The organism is Chishuiella sp. (genome assembly GCF_032109125.1).
In the GTDB taxonomy this organism is placed as follows: Bacteria; Bacteroidota; Bacteroidia; order Flavobacteriales; family Weeksellaceae; genus Empedobacter.
Map to the genome: position 1 here is coordinate 142461 of NZ_DAMCLZ010000006.1, position 21326 is coordinate 163786.

A 21326-nucleotide genomic window follows, 5' to 3' on the forward strand; every position below is an offset into this window, starting at 1 on the left:
CTCATAAATTTTTATGAGATTTTTTTTGTCTATATATTAAAAAAGATGAACACCTTTTAGCTATAATTCTTTAAATTAGTCACAACAAACCACTTTATACTATGTTAATAAAGAAAAATTCGGGTGAATTAATTTCTTATAATCCTGCTATTTTAAGAAAATCATTATCAAAATCAGGAGCAAAAAAAGAGGAAATTGAACAAGTTTTTGAACAAGTTTCTAAAGAACTATATGACGGTATTTCTACAAAAGATTTATATCGTTATGCTTTTCAGTCCTTAAAAAGGTATAGAAATTCTTATGCAGCTCGATATAGCTTAAAAAAAGCACTAAAAAATTTAGGTCCTGAAGGTTATTGTTTCGAGAAATGGGTTTCTCGTGTAATGCAAGCTGCAGGTTATAATTCAATAACATCACAAACTGTACAAGGAAATGCTGTTACTCACGAAATAGATGTTGTTGCTATGAAAGATCAACAATTAATTTTTTGCGAATGTAAATTTAGAAACGATGAGGAGGCTAAAATATCAGTTACAACTCCAATGTATTTTCTTTCTAGAATGAAGGATGTTGAAAATAATTTTTATCATTTTTTTAATAAAGACCTCACTCCAACAAAAGGTTATTTGGTTACAAATGCTTATTTAACAACAGATAGTATTGATTTTGCTAATTATTATGGTATAGGTATTATTTCATGGGATTATCCAGAAAATAAAAGTATAAAATATCTTGTAGATAATGCAGTTTTATATCCTATTACATGTTTAACGACTTTAACATTAGAAGACGAAAAAGCTTTATTAGATAAAGATTGTATTTTGGTAAAGGATTTGGTTGATTTTCCAAACGTACTAAATAACCTAAATCTTTCAGAAGAAATAAAAAAAGAAGTATTAATTGAAGCAAAAGAGCTGATAGAGATAGAATGTTTTTCTTGTGAAATAGATTAATATTTTTATAATATAAAAACATAAAATAAGGAATATGTTAAAAATACATACAATAGATTTAAATTTTCTTGGAGGTAATGAAGCAATTGCTTCTTATTTAATAGAAACAGAGCAGGGGCCAGTTTTAGTAGATCCAGGTCCATATTCTACTTTTGAAAATTTAGAAAAAGGAATTGAATCTTTAGGATTTAGAGTGATTGATATAGAAAATGTTTTAATCACACATATTCATTTTGATCATGCTGGGGCTGCTTGGAAGTTTACAAAACATGGAGCAACAGTTTTTGTAAATCCAATTGGTTTGCCACATCTGAAAAATCCTCAAAAATTATGGGATTCGGCTCAGATGATTTATGGTGATGATATGAACCGTTTGTGGGGAAAAATGGAAGCAATAGATGAAGAATTTTTAGTTCCTTTATCAGATGGTCAAAGTGTTGAGTTTGGAGATGCTGTATTTAACACAATTTATACTCCTGGGCATGCCGTTCATCATAATGCTTATGTTTTGGATGATGTTATTTTTACAGGTGATGTTGCTGGAGTTAAAATAGAAAATGGACCAGTTGTTCCTCCTTGTCCTCCTCCAGATATCAATATAGAGCTTTGGAAAGAATCTATTAATAAGTTGAGAAAAATAAATGCTAAAACTATTTATCCAACACATTATGGTGCTCATCATAATTTAGAGGAACATTTTAATCAATTAGAAAAAGTTTTAGATGATTGGGCAAATTATATGAAACCGATGTATGATGATAAATTAACAGCGGACGAAATAACACCAGTTTTTGTAGATTATGTAATAAAAAGATATAAAGAGGAAGGTTTATCTGAAGATGAAATTCAGGTTTATGAATTTGCGAATCCAACCTTTATGTCAGTAAATGGTTTATTACGATATTGGAAATTAAAAGAACAGGGTAGAATATAAAATTAATATTTTGCTAAATATATCATTATATGAACGATGGAAAAACTAGAAAAGATATTTACCCAGGTTTATTGGTAAATATTATTCTAAAGAAAGATCAAAGATCAGGCGAATTGACAGAAGGTATTGTTAAAGATATTCTAACTTCATCACCTTATCATAGTAGAGGTATCAAGGTTCGGTTAACAGATGGACAAATTGGTCGTGTTGCCGAAATTTTAGAAGATGAAAATTAATTGTCTTTAATCTATAAAAAAGTGTGCCTAAAACTTAGTTTTAGGCACACTTTTTTATAGATTTTTATTTTTTTTTAAAAGTAATATTTTTAAAAATTTAGCATTCTTTTTTTTGCTTCATCAAAATCAACTAAAAGTTCGTCAAAAATTTCTGCTACAGTTGGTATGGAGTTTATTAAAGAAGCAACTTGACCAATTTCTAATTCTCCGTTTATCAAATCACCTTCAAACATCCCTTTTTTACTTCTGCCTTTTCCAAGAAAATCTTTTAGTTCATCTGCTGTAGCTCCATCAGAATATTTTTGTAGAACTTCGTTATAAAAGTGATTTTTTATTAATCGAACAGGAGCTAATTCTTTTAAAGTTAATTGAGTGTCACCTTCTTTTGTATCTAAAATTAAGTTTTTAAAATCCTGATTGGCTGATGATTCTTGCGTAGCAGCAAATCGTGATCCAATTTGCACACCATCAGCTCCTAAGCTTAATGCAGCAAGTATTTGTTCTCCAGTAGCTATTCCACCAGCAGCAATTAAGGGAATGCTAATATGTTGTCTGACATTAGGAATAAGACAGAAAGTCGTAGTTTCTTCTCTGCCATTATGTCCGCCAGCTTCAAAGCCTTCTGCCACGACAACATCAACTCCAGCTTCTTCTGATTTTAAAGCGAATTTTGTACTACTAACAACATGAGCTACAATTACACCTTCCTTTTTTAATATTTCTGTCCAAGTTTTTGGATTTCCTGCAGATGTAAATACAATATTTACTTTTTCTTCTAAGATAACTTTTATAAGTTCTTCAATATTAGGATAAAGTAATGGTATATTCACACCAAAAGGGTGTTTTGTAGCTGCTTTACACTTTTTTATATGTTCTCGTAAAGTGTCTGGATACATACTTCCAGCACCAATTAATCCTAGCCCTCCAGCGTTACTTACAGCAGAAGCTAATTTCCATCCGCTATTCCAAACCATCCCACCTTGAACAATAGGGTATTTTATTGTAAAAATTTTTGTTATATTCGTGTTCAAAATTTTTTAATTTTATTTTAAATAAATACTTTTATTTAAAAGTAGTCAAAAATTATTTAAGATAAATACTGACAGTTTGACTTTGGCAAATTATTTGATTTGCAAAATCAAAATTTAGAATTATAACAGAGTGTAATAATCTCTACTAATTAATAAAATATATAAACTATGTATTGGACTTTAGAATTAGCATCTTATTTAAGTGATGCTCCTTGGCCAGCGACTAAAGATGAATTAATTGATTATGCAATTCGTACTGGAGCACCATTAGAGGTTGTAGAAAATTTACAATCTATTGAGGACGAAGGGGATTCTTACGAAAGTATTGAAGAAATCTGGGCAGATTATCCTACAGATGATGATTTTCTTTGGAACGAGGACGAGTACTAAAATAAAATAAAAAAAAGCCCGAATTGGGGCTTTTTTCAATTCTATAATCTAATAAATAACATAGTTAACGTATATTTGCGTTAGGTTAGTAATATATTCATTATTACTGATTTATTGAATAACGAAAGAAAACATGAACATTTTAACGAAAATTTTACAAGGATTTTTAGGAGATAAAAATGCTAAAGATGTAAAAGAATTACAAAAATATGTTGATTCAGCTAATTTAGCTGGTCAATCACTTGGTTCATTAACAATTGATCAATTAAGAGCTAAAACTTCTGAATTTAAAATTAAATTAACAGAAGCAACTAAAGATTTTAAAGCTGAAATTGAAGAACTAAAAAAACAGGTTGAAGAAACAGAAGATTTTTCTATAAAAGAGGAATTATATGTTAAAATTGACAGATTAAATAAACAAGCTTACGAAGTTGAAGAAAAAATTTTATTAGAAATTTTACCTGAAGCTTTTGCTGTAATGAGAGAAACGGGGAAACGTTTTACTGAAAATGAAACTTTAGAAGTTACAGCTTCTGATTTTGATAGAGAATTAGTAAATCGTGGTCATGATTTCGTTTCATTAAAAGATGAAAATACTGCAATTTGGAAAAACTCTTGGGATGCAGCTGGTCGTCAAGTAACATGGGATATGTCTCATTATGACGTTCAGTTTATTGGAGGTTCAGCATTACATTTAGGTAGAATTGCTGAGATGCAAACAGGGGAAGGTAAAACATTAGTTGCAACTTTACCAATTTATTTAAATGCATTAACTGGTCGTGGTGTACACTTAGTAACAGTAAATGACTATTTAGCAAAACGTGATATGGCTTGGATGAGACCAGTTTTCTCATTCCATGGTTTAGCAGTAGATTGTATTGATAATCATCAACCAAACTCTCCAGGACGTAGAGCAGCTTATGCTTCTGATATTGTTTATGGAACAAATAATGAATTTGGTTTTGATTATTTACGTGATAATATGGCTAATGAACCAGATGCATTAGTACAAAGAGAATTAAATTTTGCTATTGTCGATGAGGTCGATTCTGTATTAATTGATGATGCGCGTACGCCATTAATTATTTCTGGACCAGTTCCACAAGGAGATCGTCATGAGTTTGATGTATTAAGACCAAAAATTGATCGTTTATATAATTTACAAAGAGAATTATTAGGTAAAACTTTAAACGAAGCTAAAACATTGTTTAAACAAGGAGATTTAAAAGAAGCAGGTTTTAAATTATACCAAGTTTATCGTGGCTTACCAAAATATAAGCCATTAATCAAATTCTTATCTCAAGATGGGATTCGTGCACAGTTACAAAAAACAGAAGCTCATTTTATTCAAGATAATAACAGAGAAATGCCAAAAATTGATGAGCATTTATATTTTGTTATTGACGAAAAACAAAATCAATCTGATTTAACAGATAAAGGTATTGAATACTTATCAAAGGGAATGGAGGATGAAAATTTCTTCGTTTTGCCTGATGTGGCTACAAATATTGGTGCAATAGAAAATTCAGGAAAAGATAAAGAAGAAGTTCTTCAACTAAAGGAAGAATTTTTTAGAGAATTTTCTATAAAATCTGAACGTATTCATACTTTAAGTCAGTTATTAAAAGCATATACATTATTTGAAAAAGATATTGAATATGTAGTTGTTGATGGTGAAGTTAAAATTGTAGATGAATCTACAGGTCGTATTATGGATGGTCGTCGTTATTCTGACGGTTTACATCAAGCTATTGAAGCTAAAGAAAACGTGAAAATTGAAGCAGCTACACAAACATTTGCTACAATTACGTTACAAAACTACTTCCGTATGTATAATAAGTTAGCTGGTATGACTGGTACTGCAGAAACAGAAGCGGGTGAGTTTTGGGAAATTTATAAATTAGATGTTGTATCTATTCCTACAAATAGACCAATTTTACGTAACGATAAGAACGATGTTGTTTTCAAAACAAATCGTGAAAAATATAAAGCTGTAATCGAGGAGATTACAAAATTATCTCAAGAAGACAAACGTCCTGTATTAGTAGGTACAACAAATGTTGAAATTTCAGAGATTTTATCAAAAGCATTAAAATTACGTGGTATTAATCATAATGTATTAAACGCTAAATTACATAAAAAAGAAGCTGATATTGTAACAGAAGCGGGTAAACCAGGAGCTGTAACAATTGCTACAAATATGGCTGGTCGTGGTACTGATATTAAATTAACGAAAGAAGTTAAAGAATATGGTGGGTTAGCTATTATTGGTACAGAACGTCATGATTCTCGTCGTGTAGACCGTCAGTTACGTGGTCGTGCTGGTCGTCAAGGAGATCCAGGTTCTTCTCAATTCTTTGTTTCTTTAGAGGATAGTTTAATGCGTTTATTCGGTTCAGAAAGAATTGCTAAATTAATGGACCGTATGGGACATAAAGATGGTGATGTAATTGAACATTCTATGATTACTAAATCTATTGAACGTGCTCAGAAAAAAGTTGAAGAAAATAACTTTGGTATCCGTAAACGTTTATTAGAATATGATGATGTAATGAACAAACAACGTGAGGTTATTTACAAACGTCGTCATAATGCTTTATTTGGAGAAAGATTAGAAGTAGATATAGCTAATATGATTTATGATGTAGCTGCATCTGTTGTAAAATCAAATAAAGATTTTGAAGATTTTGCTCAATATGAGTTAGATTTAATTAAATTCTTTACAATGGGCTCTCCAGTTACTGAAGACGAGTTTAGATCTAAATCTATTAAAGAGTTAACAGATATTACTTATGATTCGGCAATAGTTGATTATAAGGCTCGTACAAAACATGTTGCAGAAACAGCTTTTCCTGTAATTTCTAATGTTTTCGAGAATCAAGGACATATGTTCTCTCGTATTCAAGTTCCATTTACAGATGGTATTCGTCAAATGACTGTTGTTTGTGATTTAAAACAAGCTTATGAATCTCAAGGTAAAACATTAATTAAAGATTTTGAAAAATCTGTTGTTTTAAGTTTAATTGATGATAACTGGAAAGAACATTTACGTGATGTAGATGATTTACGTAAAACATCACAAAATGCAGTTTATGAGCAAAAAGATCCATTAGTAATTTATAAACAAGAATCTTTCCTTATTTTCCAAAGAATGTTGGATACAGTAAATAAAGAAATTGTTTCTTTCTTATTTAAAGGTGAATTACCAAATACACAAAAAGAAGAATCTCAAGAACAAACTCAAATAGTTTAATTCTCAAAGATTTAATAGAATATATAACCCTTTTCAAGTAATATTGAAAAGGGTTTTGTATTTTTACCTCACTAAAAAAATATAAAAAGTAATGAAGTTTGCATATTTACATGGTTATCAAGGTTCCGTAACAGATGAAAAAAGTCAATATTTAGATTCTTTAGGAAATTGTTACAAACCATCAATTGATTATGATAATGAACCAAACATTGTTAAAGAATTAATTTTCAAATTTCAGAAAGAACCTATAGACTTTATTGCAGGAACAAGTCTAGGAGGTATGATAAGTTATTATTTGGGAATGGTTTTAGATATTCCTGTACTTATGTTTAACCCTGCTGTAATAGCAATTGAACGATTAAAACCGTTTATTCCAGAACAATTAATGAAAGGAACTCCGACAGAGTTAAATGTTGTTTTTACTGGTTTGAAAGATGATGTGATTGATCCTGAATTGCAAATAGCATTTGTTGATGAATTAAAAAGTAAAAGTGCTAAAATAGAGCAATTCTTTGATGCTGATATGACACATTTGGTTACATTAAAAGAATTTAAAAAAGCTTTCGGAACTTTTTTACAAATAAAAAAATAAACTATTTATGGGATTATTTAATAAGCTATTAGGTAATGCTGGTGAAGTAGATTCACTAAACTTAAATAAAGAATATGCTTCTATATTAATAGAAGCTGAAGAAATTGAAGTAGGTTTCTCTTTGTTTAGAGATGTTTTTATGTTTACTAACAAACGATTAATATTAGTTGATAAACAAGGTTTAACAGGAAAAAAAATAGATTATTTATCCCTACCTTATAGAAGTATAACACGATATTCTATAGAGACGGCAGGACATTTTGAGCTAGATGCAGAATTGAAAATATGGATTTCTAGTGAAGAAAATCCTTCTATTTGTAAGAAATTTACAAAAAGTGTGAATGTTTATGAAGTACAAAAAGTATTATCTACTCACGTTTTAAAATAAAAAAAAACACTCTTCATAAGAGTGTTTTTTTGTGTATACAATTTTATAAACCTAACATTTGAGGACCTTGTTCAAAGACAACATCTACAGGGATATTTTTAGTTTTTAGTTTATCCAAATCCTTTTGTAATTCTGAATGTAGGATACCTTTGTCAGCATAAAGTTGTTTTACACCATCGTAATCTCCATTTCCTTGTAAGGTTAAGATTAATTCTGATAATCCATTCATGGCTTGTTCCATTTTAACAGCATTAACTTTATAACGTCCAGTAGCAGTTTTTTCAAAAGCACCTTTTTCTGCAAAATAATTGAATGCAATCATATTTGCTTGTCCGTGAGCAGAACTAGCACCAAAACGAACAGAACGTAAAATACCAGCCAAGAATGTAACAAAATAATCTTCTTGTTGTCCATTTAATTCTTCTTTGTTCAATAATTGGTTAACCATGTATAAACCTAGAATATCAGCTTTTCCTTCTTCTAGTGCAGAATTAGCTTCTTTTAAGGCATCACGAACAGAACCTTTTCCATTGACAGTATTTTTTATTCCTAAACCATGTGCAACTTCATGAAACATAACATTTGAAAAGAAAGCATCAAATTTTACATTTTTTTGTTGACTTTCATCGATTAAAACTTCTGCAATAGGCATTAAAATTTTGTCGAATTTTGCTTTCATTGCATTTTTTAATTGTAGCCTTCTTGTTCCTTTCTCTAGTTGAACACGCTCATCGTTAGGTAAGTTAATTGCTATTGTTTTTCCACCCGCATTACAATCACCCGCATAGTACACAACATCATAGGCATTAAGGTCAGAATCTGTTCCAGGAACCTCTTTTTTATATGTTGCATTTACAGGTAAATTACGTTGTAATTCAGGTAAGTATTGTACAAATTTTGCTAATTTATTTGACCATTCAACATCCTTAACAAGAATATAGGCAGAGTAAGAAGTCTTGTAACCAAACAATTGGTCTTCGTAATTTTCGATAGGACCAATAACCATATCCAAATTAGAATTTTTCATATCCATCCAAGCTAAATCACTTTTGTAAAAATCATCAGTTAATAAAGCATTGGCACGTAATTGTAAATAATTTTTTAGACCATTGTCTTCGGCTAATTTTGCAGCTTGATTTAGGTAATCTGCAGCTTGTTTTAATTGATTTTTGAAAACGTCATGATATGGAATACTATATAATTTACTTTCACGATTTCTGCGAATAATAGAATAAGGAGATTTACCATCTTTTAAGTCCGAATTTTTTTCAAATTCATTCTTGGTCATATCAGTAGGGTAGAAGGTAGCTCCCAAAGGTTTTTGTCCAACTCCATTTACAAAAGGAGCTTCATTATTTAATCTATCCCAAGGGCCATAATTTATTTTTGCATACTCTTTTGTTTCACCTTTTGTTTCATCCATTAAATCTATTTTTGGACCATAGGCTTGCTGCCAAAACAAATCGTCCATAATATCAGCAGCTTTAAACATTAAACGTAATATTTCTTTTTCGTTATTGTTTAAATGAGAAATATCTGTTGTTAAAGGAACTTTTGCATACGTCTGAAATGGATATTCTTTTTGTTGCGTGGTAGTTATTTCGGTATTTTTTGTTGTTTTATTGGCTGTAGAACAAGATGTAAATAATCCTGTAAGTGCAATAACACTCAAAATTGTTGAGTATTTTTTCATTTTTTTTTTGTTTTCGTAAATTTAGTATTTATCACTGAATATGTAAAATATTATAAACTTAGATGATTATAATATTATTTGTTTTCTACTAAAATACTTTTCTTTGCGTTAGTGATTGTAGTGGAAATCCTTTTTTTGATTATATAATGAATAATCAAAAAAAGATTGAAACGGAAAGCACGCCGAAACGGAACGCCCAAATACAATTATAAATATGTAAAAAAATGAATGTAGATAAGATAAATATTTTTTTTTCTGAAATAGGATTGTTTGAATTAAAAAAACTGATTTTAGATGAAGAATGTGTAGAATATGATGGTTGTACTTTTGTATTGAATAATTGTGTTGTAAAGTATAGAAAAACAAAAGTTACTCCAAAGAAAATAGGTCAATTTGTTACGCTTTGGAAAAGGGATTTATCGAACAAAACTGTACCATTTGATGAAAAGGATAATTTCGATTTTTATTTGATGTTTTCTGAAGATGAAACAAGACAAGGATTTTTCTTTTTCCCTAAAAAAGTGTTGGTAGAAAAACATATTTTATCATCGAAGAATAGAGAAGGAAAAAGAGGTTTTCGTGTTTATCCTATTTGGGATTTGCCTATAGGTAAACAAGCAATGAGAACAAAATTGTGGCAGAATGATTATTTTATAGACTTGACAAAAGGTAACGAATTGCCTAAAAATACCGAGAAATTTAGACAATTGTTTGGTGAATAAAATCTTATGATTCTACAATCATAAGGTTACATCCTCTGATATCTGAATGGTCAAAGCGACCAAGAATTTCGAATTGATTTGGTTTTATTTTTTTTCCTAAATCATCTGTAGCAATAAAGCTTATAGAATTGTAATTTGCTAAATCGATAACATTTACTCCGCCAGTTTTTCCTTCTGGAACGTAACGTAATGGGTCTTCTGTTTCGCGAATTAAAATTCGCATCCAACTAGGAGTTTTGAATGTTAAATCTCCACGAGAATAAGCCTGTGATAGTAACTCTGTCATTCCATATTCCGAATGAATTTCATTTGTACCAAAACCTTCTTTTAAAATATGATGTAATTCTTCTCTAGTGATTTCTTTTTTTCGACCTTTCATCCCTCCAGTTTCCATAACAATGGTATTTTTTAGATTCATTTTGTAGTTTTCTACAAAATCTAAAAGAGCAAATGAAACACCAATTAAAATTGCTTTTTTACCTGTTTTTTCGTGTGCTAATAAGTTTTCATACAATTCGTCGTGATTATACAAATAAAAACCACTTTGTGGACTGTTGGATTTATCTATCCAATATTCGACCATATCGATTAGCGAAGAACCATTTCTTTCTAGATAAGATGGTAAAAGAGCGAATATTGTGTAATCTGATAATGGTCCATAAAATTGTTCGAAACATTTCTCTAAACTATAATGGTATAAAGCAAGGTCTGTAACTAAATGTTTACTTGTAGTCATACCAGTTGTACCAGAACTTGTAAAAACTTTTTCTACAGCTCGTTTTCCTGAAATGATATCATTTTTTTTAAAAAACTGAATAGGTAAAAAAGGAATTTCGTCTGTATGAGAAATAGTCGTATAATCAACATTCAAGAAATTCAAGAAATTTTTATAAACTTCATTTTCTTGCGCTTGATATCTGAAAACTTCCAAAGTTGTTTTTTGAAAATCTTCTTCTGATTGTATAGTGAAAATTTGCTTTGAATCAAACATTCAACAAATTTACAAAATAGAGTAGAAGAGAAAGTATTTTTTTTATTTTCTTTATTCTGGTATAAAAAAAGAACCTCATTATAATGAGGTTCTTTTTTTCTTTTTAGTAAATAATCTTTAATTATTTTGATGATTTTAATCGACTTCTTATCATAGGATTAGAAATGATCTGACAATGACTTACTTTTACAGGGATATATTGAGTTTCTCCATATTGGCAACCTTGTCTATTAACATTCACTTTTAGATATAAATTATTATTAGAACTATATTCTTTATATAATTTATTTAATTTGAATTTAAAAGACTCTTCATTACCATTTGGTAACAAGTTAATAGTTGAATTTGGAATATCATTCCATGCTGTAATTTTATCATTAATATCTTTTGTTGCGTAGGCAAAAGAAATTTGATAGGCTGTACAAGGATCTAAGGCTTCAACTTCTAATGGAGTAGAAGTACATAATTTACTTTCTTCGTTTTTAAGTCCGAAGTATGGAATTACAGATACGTCATATACGTATGTTTTATCTCCAAGTAAATTTGCAGAAACAACATTATCCATTCTTATTTCAACACGATCAAAAGAAGCTCCAATACCATCTAAAATAACTGCTGTTTTATTTGATGATTGATTAGAGATTAGTTCTAATAAATCTAATTTAATTATTTCTACATCAGAAGCAGAAACTTCATCTCCAATTGGAGTATCACCTAGATATCGTTGAATTGTTAAGCCTCCTAAAACTTTTAAATCTAATATAGGTAAGCCTTCAGATCCCATAACAATTTGTACTTTATCTCCTGGTCTTGCTACGTCTTTGAATCGTACAGTTAATGTCTGTCTATTAAGAACACTTACAGATGTATTAAAAATTGCACCAGTTTCATAATTAGGAGAACCATTAAGCTGAGGAGTACTATTCTCCATTGCATCAGCAGCTAAATAAGGGTATAATACACCAGACAATGCTGTAGCAACACCTAAACCTGCATCTTGAACACCATATAAAACATCTTTTGTAGATCTATTTAATATAAGATGAGCTTTAGCATTACCTACAATTTCAGCACCATTTATTTCTATATTAGAATTACAAGTTGCTGTTTCGCTTAATGGAATTCTATCATCAATATAGGCTCCATAGACGCGAGCAGAATTTGCTAAACCAAGTACACTACCTAATAAAACTCTAACTCCTCCATATTCGATGTTATTTCCATTACTATCTTTTGGAATAAATGAAAATTCCATAACATTAGTTCCTACTAAAAGATTTAATAAATCTAATTCACCAATTGATTTTAAAGGACCAACAGTTGAGCCATTTTTGTCTAAAGCTTGAATTGTAATTCCTCCGATTAATTGTAAAACTCCATAATCTTGTCCTAATTTTATATTTACAGGAGTTCCTGCAGTTATAGGTTTTGTAGCAACATTATCAAATTTTAAATCTATCCAAGAAGTTCCAATTCCTGCTATTGAGAGTACATTGAAAATGGTTCCAAAAGTTGATAAATCATTATCAACTGATAACTCACTATCATTTGTTCCCCCAGTTAGAACCGTACCAGTACTTTTTGAAGAAGCAAGTCTTTGATAATATCTAAATTCGCATTCATTCTTATCATATACATATATTGTTATACGTTTAACAATATCACATGTACCAGAAGCATTAATAGATTTTGCATAATAATTATATGTACCAATTTTACTGAAAGAAACAGTCTGGTTTGTTACTTCTAAATTAGTTAGTTCATCATAAATTTTAACACCTGTATTATTTGGTAACTGACTTGTAAGTATACTTGATGTAAATGTAGCTGATGAATCAGGATTTCCATCATTGTTACCATCTAAAGGAATGCTGTAACTTGTTTTTCCTAAAAATTGATATTGTTTATCTTCTATAGCAGTAAAACTTTCGTATTGATTAGGACAATAATTAGTTCCATTTATCCCTTTGATATAATATGTACCTAGTTCTTGCCATTTATTAGCATCTTTTTGTGCTGTTGTAGAGAAAGGAATTTCTTTTTGATTTCTATCAACAATAACATATCCTGTATAATTAGGATCGTAATTAGGTATAATTTGAGTTATATCAAATTTACGAGTTCGTATATTATTATTTATTGTTTCTACAGAACAAACAGTTTTAGATTCTGGAGTATCGTCTACTAAAGCAAAGTCATAAACACGAATATCTTCAGCATTTACTAGATTTACAGACAGAGGTTTATTGATTCGTATACCTACTTTATCAAATGAAATTAGATTTCCGTTTGCATCTCTTGGAGACGCAAGAAAACTAAATTCGGCGTTGTTTTGATTGATTAATCCTAATAAATCCAGACCTAGGACACTAGAATTTAGATTGACTGAAGAAACTTGTACTCCATTTTTATAAAAAATTATTGAAGATTGACTTCCTACATCAAGTTTTAAAAGACCAGAAGGCATACGGATTTTTAATTTTACAACTTTATTTTCTGTAGCTTTAGGAATGTAAAAAAACTGTTCAACAGTTCCTGCCGCGCTTAAATTTAATAGAGAAGTAATACCTATGGTAGAGTAGGTTGTAAGGTCATTATCTATTGCATAATGAGCATTTGTAACAGGGGCAGAATTAATTAAACTTAATATTCCACCACTAGCAGTATATGATGTTAGTAATGATACATCACAGTCAGAAGTATTATTGTTATAATAATAAGAATCATATACTTTAAAATTATTTATACCACCAAATAAAAGAGAAAAAGTTGTTTGATCTGTAATTTCAATTGTTTTAACTTTATTTTCTTTTGGATAAAAAATAGCATAATAATTTTGAGAAGCATCTTTAGCAATTGTTATTTTATCTTGATTTACATCTGTAGTATTTGTATTAACATTTATAATGTTATCACCAACATCATTTTTCAAATTAAATGTGGTTACGTGTTCACCACCAATAACAACACCTAAAATTCCCTTTAATAAATTCCCTAAACTACCTCCCAACAAAGCATCTAATAATCCTGTTTCCCCAGAATTTATTTTTAAATAAAGATTGGAATTAGCAGGAGCAGGATTTGTATATCCTAAAGCTAAAGTTCCTGAGTAAGAACTTATACCAAGTGCAGCACCTCCATAACTATTAATTTGTGCAAATGTAGAAGGATCATCATCAATTGCATCATTAGGGTTATTAACTCGATTAGGAGCATTTTCTATAGCTGTATTTGGTCTTATTTTTTGAGCATAACTTATGATTCCGAGAAAAAAGATTCCGAGAAAAATAAATTTATTTAAATTTTTTCTTTTCATTTTTATCATATTTATTTATGAAATAATTTATTTAATCACAAATACAATATTCACAAAAGAATAATCATTTCCTTCATCAATGATATCATAGGTTAAAATACCGTTGTCATCAATACTTAAATTGGCTAATGCAGTATTATCATAATCTGTTATGTAATAATATAAGTCTGTTGCATTAGGTAAAAAAGGAATTTCATTTGGAGCATTAGTACTTTTTATAAAAGTAGCTCTAGCATTTGTACCTATACTTCCACCAGTTGTAGTATTTTCTATAAATTCTTTATTTGTAAATTGAGATCTATATTCATCATATAAATTTCTTTTTAATCCAGTCCCTTTTGTTGCTGTATTAAAAATAATAGAAGGCATATAAAAGAAGTTTACTGAACTTTTTTGATCTTCGGAAATTTTTTGCCATTTACCTCCATCAATACTAGAATTGTAATAGTAATATCCTGTGCTTGTAATTTCAGAAGTCTTATCATTAGCATTAGAAGATGTTGTTGGTTCTGTTATATATATTAGAGTTCCATTTTGATCACTTGTATATAAATTATCTTTTAATTTTAGTTCATCTCCTGTCATTCTAGGAGGTGTTATACCATCAGCAATATCACTTGTGTTATCTTCTTTTACGTGTAATGTTGTTTTTGGATCATTAGTATTTATACCTACTTGAGCATATAGTCCAGCAGATATAATAAAACTTAGAGTGCATAAAATTTTTTTCATAATTTAAAATCAATATAGTTATAAAGCAAAAGTCGAAATAAAAAATTAAATCAACAATATATTAGAGTAATAATATATTGTTGATTTAATCATTTTAAAAAATATAAATTTTAAATTTCTTGTAATCAATTGTTTATTGAAGAAGTAATAGAATATTATCTTTTAATTTGATTAAATTTAATAAATTGGTAATTATATATTAATTGTAGGATAATATTTTATTAAGATTATGGCAATAATAAAAGAATTAAATGGGCATTCTCCTAAATTTGGAGAAAATTGTTTTTTAGCAGATAATGCTGTGATTGTAGGAGAAGTAGAAATGGGAAATGATTGTTCTATTTGGTTTTCTGCAGTTCTTAGAGGAGATGTACATTACATAAAACTTGGTAACAAAGTTAACATTCAAGATAATGCAACAATACATGCAACATATAAAAAATCACCAACAGTTATCGGTAATAGTGTTTCTATAGGACATAATGCGATTGTTCATGGTTGTACAATACATGATAATGTTTTGGTAGGAATGGGAGCAATTGTAATGGATGATTGTATTGTAGAGTCTAATTCTCTTATTGCAGCTGGAGCAGTTCTTACAAAAGGGACACATGTAAAAGAAGGAGAATTATGGGCAGGAATTCCAGCTAAAAAAATAAAAGATGTTCCACAAAATTTAAAAGAAGGAGAAATAGAGCGTATTGCAAATAGCTATTTAATGTACAGTAGCTGGTATAAATAAATTATATTTTGTTTGGACGTTTTGATTTTGGAATATTAAGGATAACTAAGTTATAAGAATCTTTTATCCATTGTTTTATATCAACATCTTTTACATCTTGGTTTACATATATAGTATTCCAATGTTTTTTATTCATATGATAACCTGGTTGTACAGCATTATAATTTGCTCTTAATTCTAATGCTAAATCTGGATCACATTTTAAATTAACAGATTCAAAATTTTCGATTTTTGTAAGACAAAACATTTTATCTACAATATAAAAAACTAAAGTACTTTCATCAAATGGGAACTTTTCTTCTACTAACGGTAGACTTAAGCAAAAATCACGTAATTCTTCAATATTCATAATTGAGGGTTTAGTAAATAAAGATAATGCTTTAAGATAAAAAAATCAGTTTTAAAGTAATTTAAAACTGATTTTTTAGTAATTATAGATTTTTAAAAATTTCAAAACTATCTTTATGATCGCACCAAAATTCATCTAAATTTATCATTTTTGATTTTAAGAATGAAATGATTTCAGGCCAATCTGTTTCCCTAAAAATACTGATATTATCTAATCTAATTTTTATAGTAGAAATATTTTTACCTTCTTCATCATAATCTTCTTTTGTCCAATTCCATTCTTCTCCTAAATAACTTTTTAAAACATTATCATATTCTTCAAATTGTTCAAAAATCATTAATCGGATTGAAGAGTCCGGATGAGATATTTCAATAGATACTTCGGCAAATTTGCGTTCAACATCAGTTCTAAAAAAAATACCTTTTATGTCTGTTTTATAATTAATCCAGTTAATTGGTAATCCTTCAGCGTTCATTTGTAACTTCATATAAGAACCATAGGAAGTCCAAAAATCTTTTTTTATACGGTAAGCTTCTTCTTTTGAAAACAATGTAAAAATTTTTCACAAAAATCGAACTTAATTTATAAACTACAAAATCTCATTAAGATAGATGAATTTAATTTTTAGTACTTAAATTTGATTAAATAAAAAAAATAAAGAAATGAAATTATTATCTGTTTTAAGTATAATAAGCATATTATCATTTACATCAATTAAAGCTCAATCTGTAGAGCAAGTAGATTATGAAACATTACATAAAAAAATTGATAGCTATAAAGATAAGATTGTTGTTGTTAATTTTTGGGCAACATGGTGTGCACCATGTGTAGAGGAAATTCCTGCATTTGTAGAAGTAAATGAAAAATATAAAGATAATCCAAAATTTAAAATGTTATTTGTTTCTTTGGATAGAGTAAAAGTTTTACCAAAAGTAAAGAAATTTATTACAGATAATAAAATGAATGCTGAGGTTGTGCTTTTAGACGATGTTAAAAGAATGAATGAATGGATTCCTTCTTTTGATAAATCTTGGGCAGGAAATATTCCTGTATCAATTATCTATAAAAATGGAGAAAAAGTATTATTTCATGATAGAGCAATGACAAAATATGAATTGGAAGACTTTATAACAGAATATTTAGAAGACAAATAAATATTCTTCTCAAAAGAACTATCTTCTCAATAAAAAATATTATTTAGAAGATAGTTCAAGAAGAGAAAAAAATAAAACAGTATTATTAATATCTTTTTTTATTTGAAATATTCATCAGATGTTCTTTGTGGGCTTTTTACTTCAGGCCAAGTAGCTATTTTACCATTATTATCTGTAGCTAAAGTTCTTTTTTCACGACTAACTAAGTCTTTTTCTTGATCTGCCATATATGTCAAAGTACTTGTTAAAATAACATTGTTTTGAACTTCTTCAAAAACAATTTTATCATAAGTATCTCTATTTGTATGCCATGTATAACCTCCATACCCCCAATTAAGAGAACTTAATCCAAAAGCAGGAACTCCAGCTGCTACAAAAGAGGCATTATCAGATCCTCCAGCACTTGGAACACCAGGAAAATCAGTTTTTATTTCATTTTTTACCCAAGAAGGAGTTGCATTTAACCAACGAGAAACGTATTCATAAGATTTTTCGAAACCTGCACCATTTATGTAAACAACACGACCAGTTCCATTATCTTGATTAAATACAGCTTGTGTGTTTTTGATAATTTCTGGATGATCCTCAACAAAAGCACGAGATCCATTTAAACCTTGTTCTTCACTTCCCCAAAGGCAAATAAGAATAGTTCTTTTATTATTAGGGTATAATTTTTTAATAGTGCGAATGGTTTCTAACATAGTTATAGAACCTGTTCCGTTATCAGTTGCACCTTGTGCTCCATCCCAAGAATCGAAATGAGCAGAAAGTATAATATATTCATTAGGCTTTTCTTTTCCCTTTATTTCTCCTATGATATTAAATGTCTCTGTAGTTCCGTTATGTTTAGATTGTGTATCAACTTTTAATTTAGGGGAAACACCATTTTGTGCTAAACGGTATAACATTCCATAATCTTCATTAGAAATATCTAACATTGGAATTTTTTTTGTTTTAGCTCCAAAAATTCTATTTGCTCCCATAATGCCAGTCCAATTAGAAATAGCTAATGCCGCAGCACCATTTTTTTCTAAAACTTCTGGTAATGTATTATTTGTATATCCTGTTGTTTTTATAGAATTTGCCCAAGCTTCAGCTTCAGCTTTCTTTGTATCAGTTATTTTTTTATATAAATCTTCTTTTGCAAATTCTTTATATTGATAATCTGATCTTCCGTAGCGTTGATTTTGAGAAATTAATACAATTTTTCCTTTTACAGTTGGTAACCAAGCTTCGAATTCAGCTTTAGTTTTAAAAATAGGCATTGCTATTACATCAGCTATAAAAGGTTTCTTAGTAGCAGGAGACCACGCTAATTGAGTAGCGTCAATTGATTTTACACGAGGATAAGACATATCAACTTGTGTAGTTCCTCTTTCCCAAGCTTTCCAAGTTCCATAATTTTCTTTTCTAGCATCTATTCCCCATGATTGAAGTGTTTTTAAAGCCCATTCTCCAGCTTGGTTCATTTGAGGAGAACCAACTAATCGAGGACCAATTTTATCAAATAATTCGAAAGAAAACTTTTCTAATTGTGAATTATTTTCTACTTCATTTACAAAACTTTCAATCGTTGGATTTAATTTTTCTTGATTTTGGGCTTGAATTGTTTGGGTTGAAAGTATAATTGTAGAGTATACTAATGTGTTAATTAATTTCATTGAATGATATTATTTTATTATTTTAATGATTTTATTATTTTGACGAATAAAAATTTTATCAGGATTATAAGCGTTGGATAATTTTGATTCTTCATTTAGGGGATATACGATAATACATAAAACAAGGAAATCATCATAATCTATAATTTCTAAATTTATATTTTTATATAAGAATCGATCTTTAGAAAAATTAGTATGTAATATTTTATAATAATTTTTTATTTCTTGGTCACTTAGAACACTTTCTATAAAATTATCAGGATGATATCCGACAAATAAAATCCCCCCTTTATCATGTAACATAGAATATATGTTCTCTTCTATTTCTTGAGTACAGTTTTCTTCTAGAAAAGAAACATAATTATATTTTTTATGATTAATTAAATGTTCATATAAATTTCTGAAATGAAACTCTTCATCGAATACTTTATTTAGAAAGATTTGTCTAGCATAATGTTGCCAATTAAATGGTGTATCTAAAATATAAGAGCTTTCATTTTTTAAATTTAATGCTTCGTAACTTTGTTTTTTTATTAAAACTTTTATGTTTTCTAAATTATAGTTTAATTCATTTAAAATTGAATATTCTTTAATAAGATTATTTAATTGTTTAGTATATTTATTAGTGTCAATCTCTTCTAAACTAAAAATTTCATGTTCTATATTTTCAGAATAGGATGTATTTATTTTAAATGATAAAGTTATTCCTAAAGGAAAAACATTTTTATTAGGAATAATCACAATATTTTCTTGATTAAGTAACTTTAGAAAGTTGTAATTATCTTTTTTTGGTTCAGAAATATCAAAATTAATTTTATTTATAGCTTTTTTATTAATTGTATTACTATCTATTTTTATTAAACCATCATTAGTTATAATTTCTAAATAATTATTAATAAATTCAAAAGCTTTTTTTCTAGAAACTAAAATATTATGGTCATTAAATTCAGTTTTTAGATTTTCTTGAGATAACTCACAAAATCGGGTTTGGACAATATAAGTTAAAGGAGGTAAAGTTTTTTTATTCATATCAAAATATAGTTTCAGTCAAAATACAATTTACATAAAGAAATTAAAATATATTTCATTTGTTTAAAGTTTTTTTGATTAATTATTAACACGATATTAATTAATTAAATTATTTGTTAAACAATTAATTAAATCTTGAATAAATTATATAATGAATAAAAAAATCCTTAAATCATTTTAATGATTTAAGGATTTGTAATCAACTAAACTAACTATAATTATGATATAATATATTATTATATATACTTAAATATAGTGAATATAATTAAAAATAAAAAATTTGATTTATTTAAAAATACTATCTAGTACTTTAGCAAGTCGTAAACCTCCTTTTAATAATTGATCTTCTACAGTATATTTATATTCGTAATGATAACGATAACCTAATTTTTCGTCCATTTTTACATTAGCATATATTTTGTTTGCTATAACATAAGAACCATAAATCCAGTCAGCATAATTTCCTTCTTGAATAGCTTTTCTTTCTTGTTTTGTTTCTATATCTAATAAATTAGAATATTCAGTATATGAATAGTTTTCATAATCAACTAATTTTGAATCCCAAACAGTGTGTATGTTAACTTTATCTTTAAACCAATCTACTTTTATTCTATTTCCTCCTAAATCATCTGGTCGACCTACGTGTAATGGTTGATGAACATCTCCGAAAATATGAATCAAAAAGTATAGATCATGTTGTTTTTCTTCAAGAGTAAGATTTTTATTGTTTTTTAATTCATTCATTAAAAATAAACCTTTCTTATATGCATTTTCATCTGAAGATTTTTCTAAAACTTCATCAAATTGTTGACGATTAAGATCTCCAGGTACATTTACATAATGATATGATTCTGTATGTTTCCATGAGTCATCAGATTTTATAAAATCAGGCCAGTTAGCCCAATAAGCTAATTTTTGTGGACCAATAATTTTAGAGATTTCCTTACGTGTTTTTTTATTAATATGCTGCTCTGCAATTTGCGCAATAACACGATGACCTGTTAATCCCCATGCTAAAGCATTATTAGAAACTAAAAAAGTTCCTAAAAGCATTAATCCTCCTACTACTTTTTTCATTATATGAATATCGTTTTTACAAAGATACAAAAGTGGGATTATTGAGAATTAAACATTTGTTTATTTTTTTATTTATATAATAC

General features: G+C 28.4%; 20 protein-coding genes. 10 read left to right on the forward strand and 10 right to left on the reverse strand.

Features of this window, described 5'->3' with window-relative positions; translation table 11 throughout:
- Positions 1–101: 101 nt before the first annotated feature.
- From RT575_RS08645 to RT575_RS08655, 3 genes are read left to right on the forward strand one after another with little or no spacing between them, the layout of a single operon-like run.
- Positions 102–953 carry an ATP cone domain-containing protein gene (locus RT575_RS08645; protein ID WP_313580206.1) on the forward strand — a complete coding sequence of 284 codons (852 nt, stop codon included), beginning with the start codon at positions 102–104 and terminating at the stop codon, positions 951–953.
- Between the two features lie 34 nt (positions 954–987).
- The gene (locus RT575_RS08650; RefSeq protein ID WP_313386467.1) at positions 988–1887 is read left to right on the forward strand and encodes an MBL fold metallo-hydrolase; all 900 of its coding nucleotides are present in this window, start codon (positions 988–990) and stop codon (positions 1885–1887) included.
- 29 nt (positions 1888–1916) lie between these two features.
- Entirely contained in the window at positions 1917–2123 is a 207-nt protein-coding gene (locus RT575_RS08655) for a YwbE family protein (protein ID WP_313386466.1), read from the forward strand.
- An 89-nt stretch (positions 2124–2212) separates the two neighbouring features.
- On the opposite strand, the gene RT575_RS08660 is transcribed toward RT575_RS08655, so the two are convergent.
- A complete protein-coding gene (locus RT575_RS08660) occupies positions 2213–3154 on the reverse strand; it encodes a nitronate monooxygenase (protein ID WP_313580209.1) in 942 nt (313 codons plus the stop codon).
- A gap of 168 nt (positions 3155–3322) precedes the next feature.
- Between RT575_RS08660 and RT575_RS08665 the strand changes: the two genes are divergently transcribed.
- The 4 genes from RT575_RS08665 to RT575_RS08680 all read left to right on the forward strand — a co-directional run bounded on the left by RT575_RS08665 (position 3323) and on the right by RT575_RS08680 (position 7777).
- Positions 3323–3544, forward strand: coding sequence for a DUF2795 domain-containing protein (locus RT575_RS08665; RefSeq protein ID WP_019976296.1), 222 nt, complete (start codon positions 3323–3325; stop codon positions 3542–3544).
- Between the two features lie 133 nt (positions 3545–3677).
- Positions 3678–6797: a preprotein translocase subunit SecA gene (secA, locus tag RT575_RS08670; protein WP_313580211.1), complete on the forward strand. Its 3120-nt coding sequence runs from the start codon at positions 3678–3680 to the stop codon at positions 6795–6797.
- 91 nt (positions 6798–6888) lie between these two features.
- Positions 6889–7389, forward strand: coding sequence for a YqiA/YcfP family alpha/beta fold hydrolase (locus RT575_RS08675; protein WP_313580213.1), 501 nt, complete (start codon positions 6889–6891; stop codon positions 7387–7389).
- 7 nt (positions 7390–7396) lie between these two features.
- The gene (locus RT575_RS08680; RefSeq protein ID WP_313580215.1) at positions 7397–7777 is read left to right on the forward strand and encodes a PH domain-containing protein; all 381 of its coding nucleotides are present in this window, start codon (positions 7397–7399) and stop codon (positions 7775–7777) included.
- Positions 7778–7820: 43 nt separating this feature from the next.
- Here RT575_RS08680 and RT575_RS08685 read toward each other — a convergent pair whose 3' ends face one another.
- On the reverse strand, positions 7821–9470 hold the full coding sequence (locus RT575_RS08685) for a dipeptidyl-peptidase 3 family protein (RefSeq protein ID WP_313580217.1): 1650 nt from the start codon (positions 9468–9470) through the stop codon (positions 7821–7823).
- Positions 9471–9694: 224 nt separating this feature from the next.
- On the opposite strand from RT575_RS08685, the gene RT575_RS08690 reads away from it, so the two are divergent.
- A complete protein-coding gene (locus RT575_RS08690) occupies positions 9695–10192 on the forward strand; it encodes a MepB family protein (RefSeq protein ID WP_313580219.1) in 498 nt (165 codons plus the stop codon).
- 4 nt (positions 10193–10196) lie between these two features.
- Here the strand turns inward: RT575_RS08690 and RT575_RS08695 are convergent, their stop codons facing one another.
- From RT575_RS08695 to RT575_RS08705, 3 genes are all read right to left on the reverse strand, one after another.
- Positions 10197–11183 carry an acyl transferase gene (locus tag RT575_RS08695; RefSeq protein WP_313580221.1) on the reverse strand — a complete coding sequence of 329 codons (987 nt, stop codon included), beginning with the start codon at positions 11181–11183 and terminating at the stop codon, positions 10197–10199.
- A 121-nt stretch (positions 11184–11304) separates the two neighbouring features.
- Positions 11305–14499 (reverse strand): hypothetical protein, encoded by a 3195-nt coding sequence (locus RT575_RS08700; RefSeq protein WP_313580223.1) that lies wholly within the window; start codon positions 14497–14499, stop codon positions 11305–11307.
- A gap of 27 nt (positions 14500–14526) precedes the next feature.
- A complete protein-coding gene (locus RT575_RS08705) occupies positions 14527–15231 on the reverse strand; it encodes a hypothetical protein (RefSeq protein ID WP_313386456.1) in 705 nt (234 codons plus the stop codon).
- 229 nt (positions 15232–15460) lie between these two features.
- On the opposite strand from RT575_RS08705, the gene RT575_RS08710 reads away from it, so the two are divergent.
- Positions 15461–15973: a gamma carbonic anhydrase family protein gene (locus RT575_RS08710; protein WP_313580225.1), complete on the forward strand. Its 513-nt coding sequence runs from the start codon at positions 15461–15463 to the stop codon at positions 15971–15973.
- A gap of 1 nt (position 15974) precedes the next feature.
- On the opposite strand, the gene RT575_RS08715 is transcribed toward RT575_RS08710, so the two are convergent.
- Both RT575_RS08715 and RT575_RS08720 read right to left on the reverse strand, forming a co-directional pair.
- Positions 15975–16322, reverse strand: coding sequence for an MmcQ/YjbR family DNA-binding protein (locus RT575_RS08715; protein ID WP_313386454.1), 348 nt, complete (start codon positions 16320–16322; stop codon positions 15975–15977).
- Between the two features lie 82 nt (positions 16323–16404).
- The gene (locus RT575_RS08720) at positions 16405–16872 is read right to left on the reverse strand and encodes a DUF4268 domain-containing protein (protein ID WP_313580227.1); all 468 of its coding nucleotides are present in this window, start codon (positions 16870–16872) and stop codon (positions 16405–16407) included.
- Between the two features lie 112 nt (positions 16873–16984).
- Between RT575_RS08720 and RT575_RS08725 the strand changes: the two genes are divergently transcribed.
- Positions 16985–17476, forward strand: coding sequence for a TlpA disulfide reductase family protein (locus RT575_RS08725; protein WP_313580229.1), 492 nt, complete (start codon positions 16985–16987; stop codon positions 17474–17476).
- Between the two features lie 98 nt (positions 17477–17574).
- On the opposite strand, the gene RT575_RS08730 is transcribed toward RT575_RS08725, so the two are convergent.
- The 3 genes from RT575_RS08730 to RT575_RS08740 form a co-directional block, all read right to left on the reverse strand.
- Positions 17575–19137: a M20/M25/M40 family metallo-hydrolase gene (locus RT575_RS08730; RefSeq protein WP_313386451.1), complete on the reverse strand. Its 1563-nt coding sequence runs from the start codon at positions 19135–19137 to the stop codon at positions 17575–17577.
- Positions 19138–19146: 9 nt separating this feature from the next.
- Positions 19147–20166 carry a hypothetical protein gene (locus tag RT575_RS08735; RefSeq protein ID WP_313386450.1) on the reverse strand — a complete coding sequence of 340 codons (1020 nt, stop codon included), beginning with the start codon at positions 20164–20166 and terminating at the stop codon, positions 19147–19149.
- 285 nt (positions 20167–20451) lie between these two features.
- Positions 20452–21243 carry a S1/P1 nuclease gene (locus tag RT575_RS08740; protein WP_313580232.1) on the reverse strand — a complete coding sequence of 264 codons (792 nt, stop codon included), beginning with the start codon at positions 21241–21243 and terminating at the stop codon, positions 20452–20454.
- Between the last annotated feature and the right edge of the window lie 83 nt (positions 21244–21326).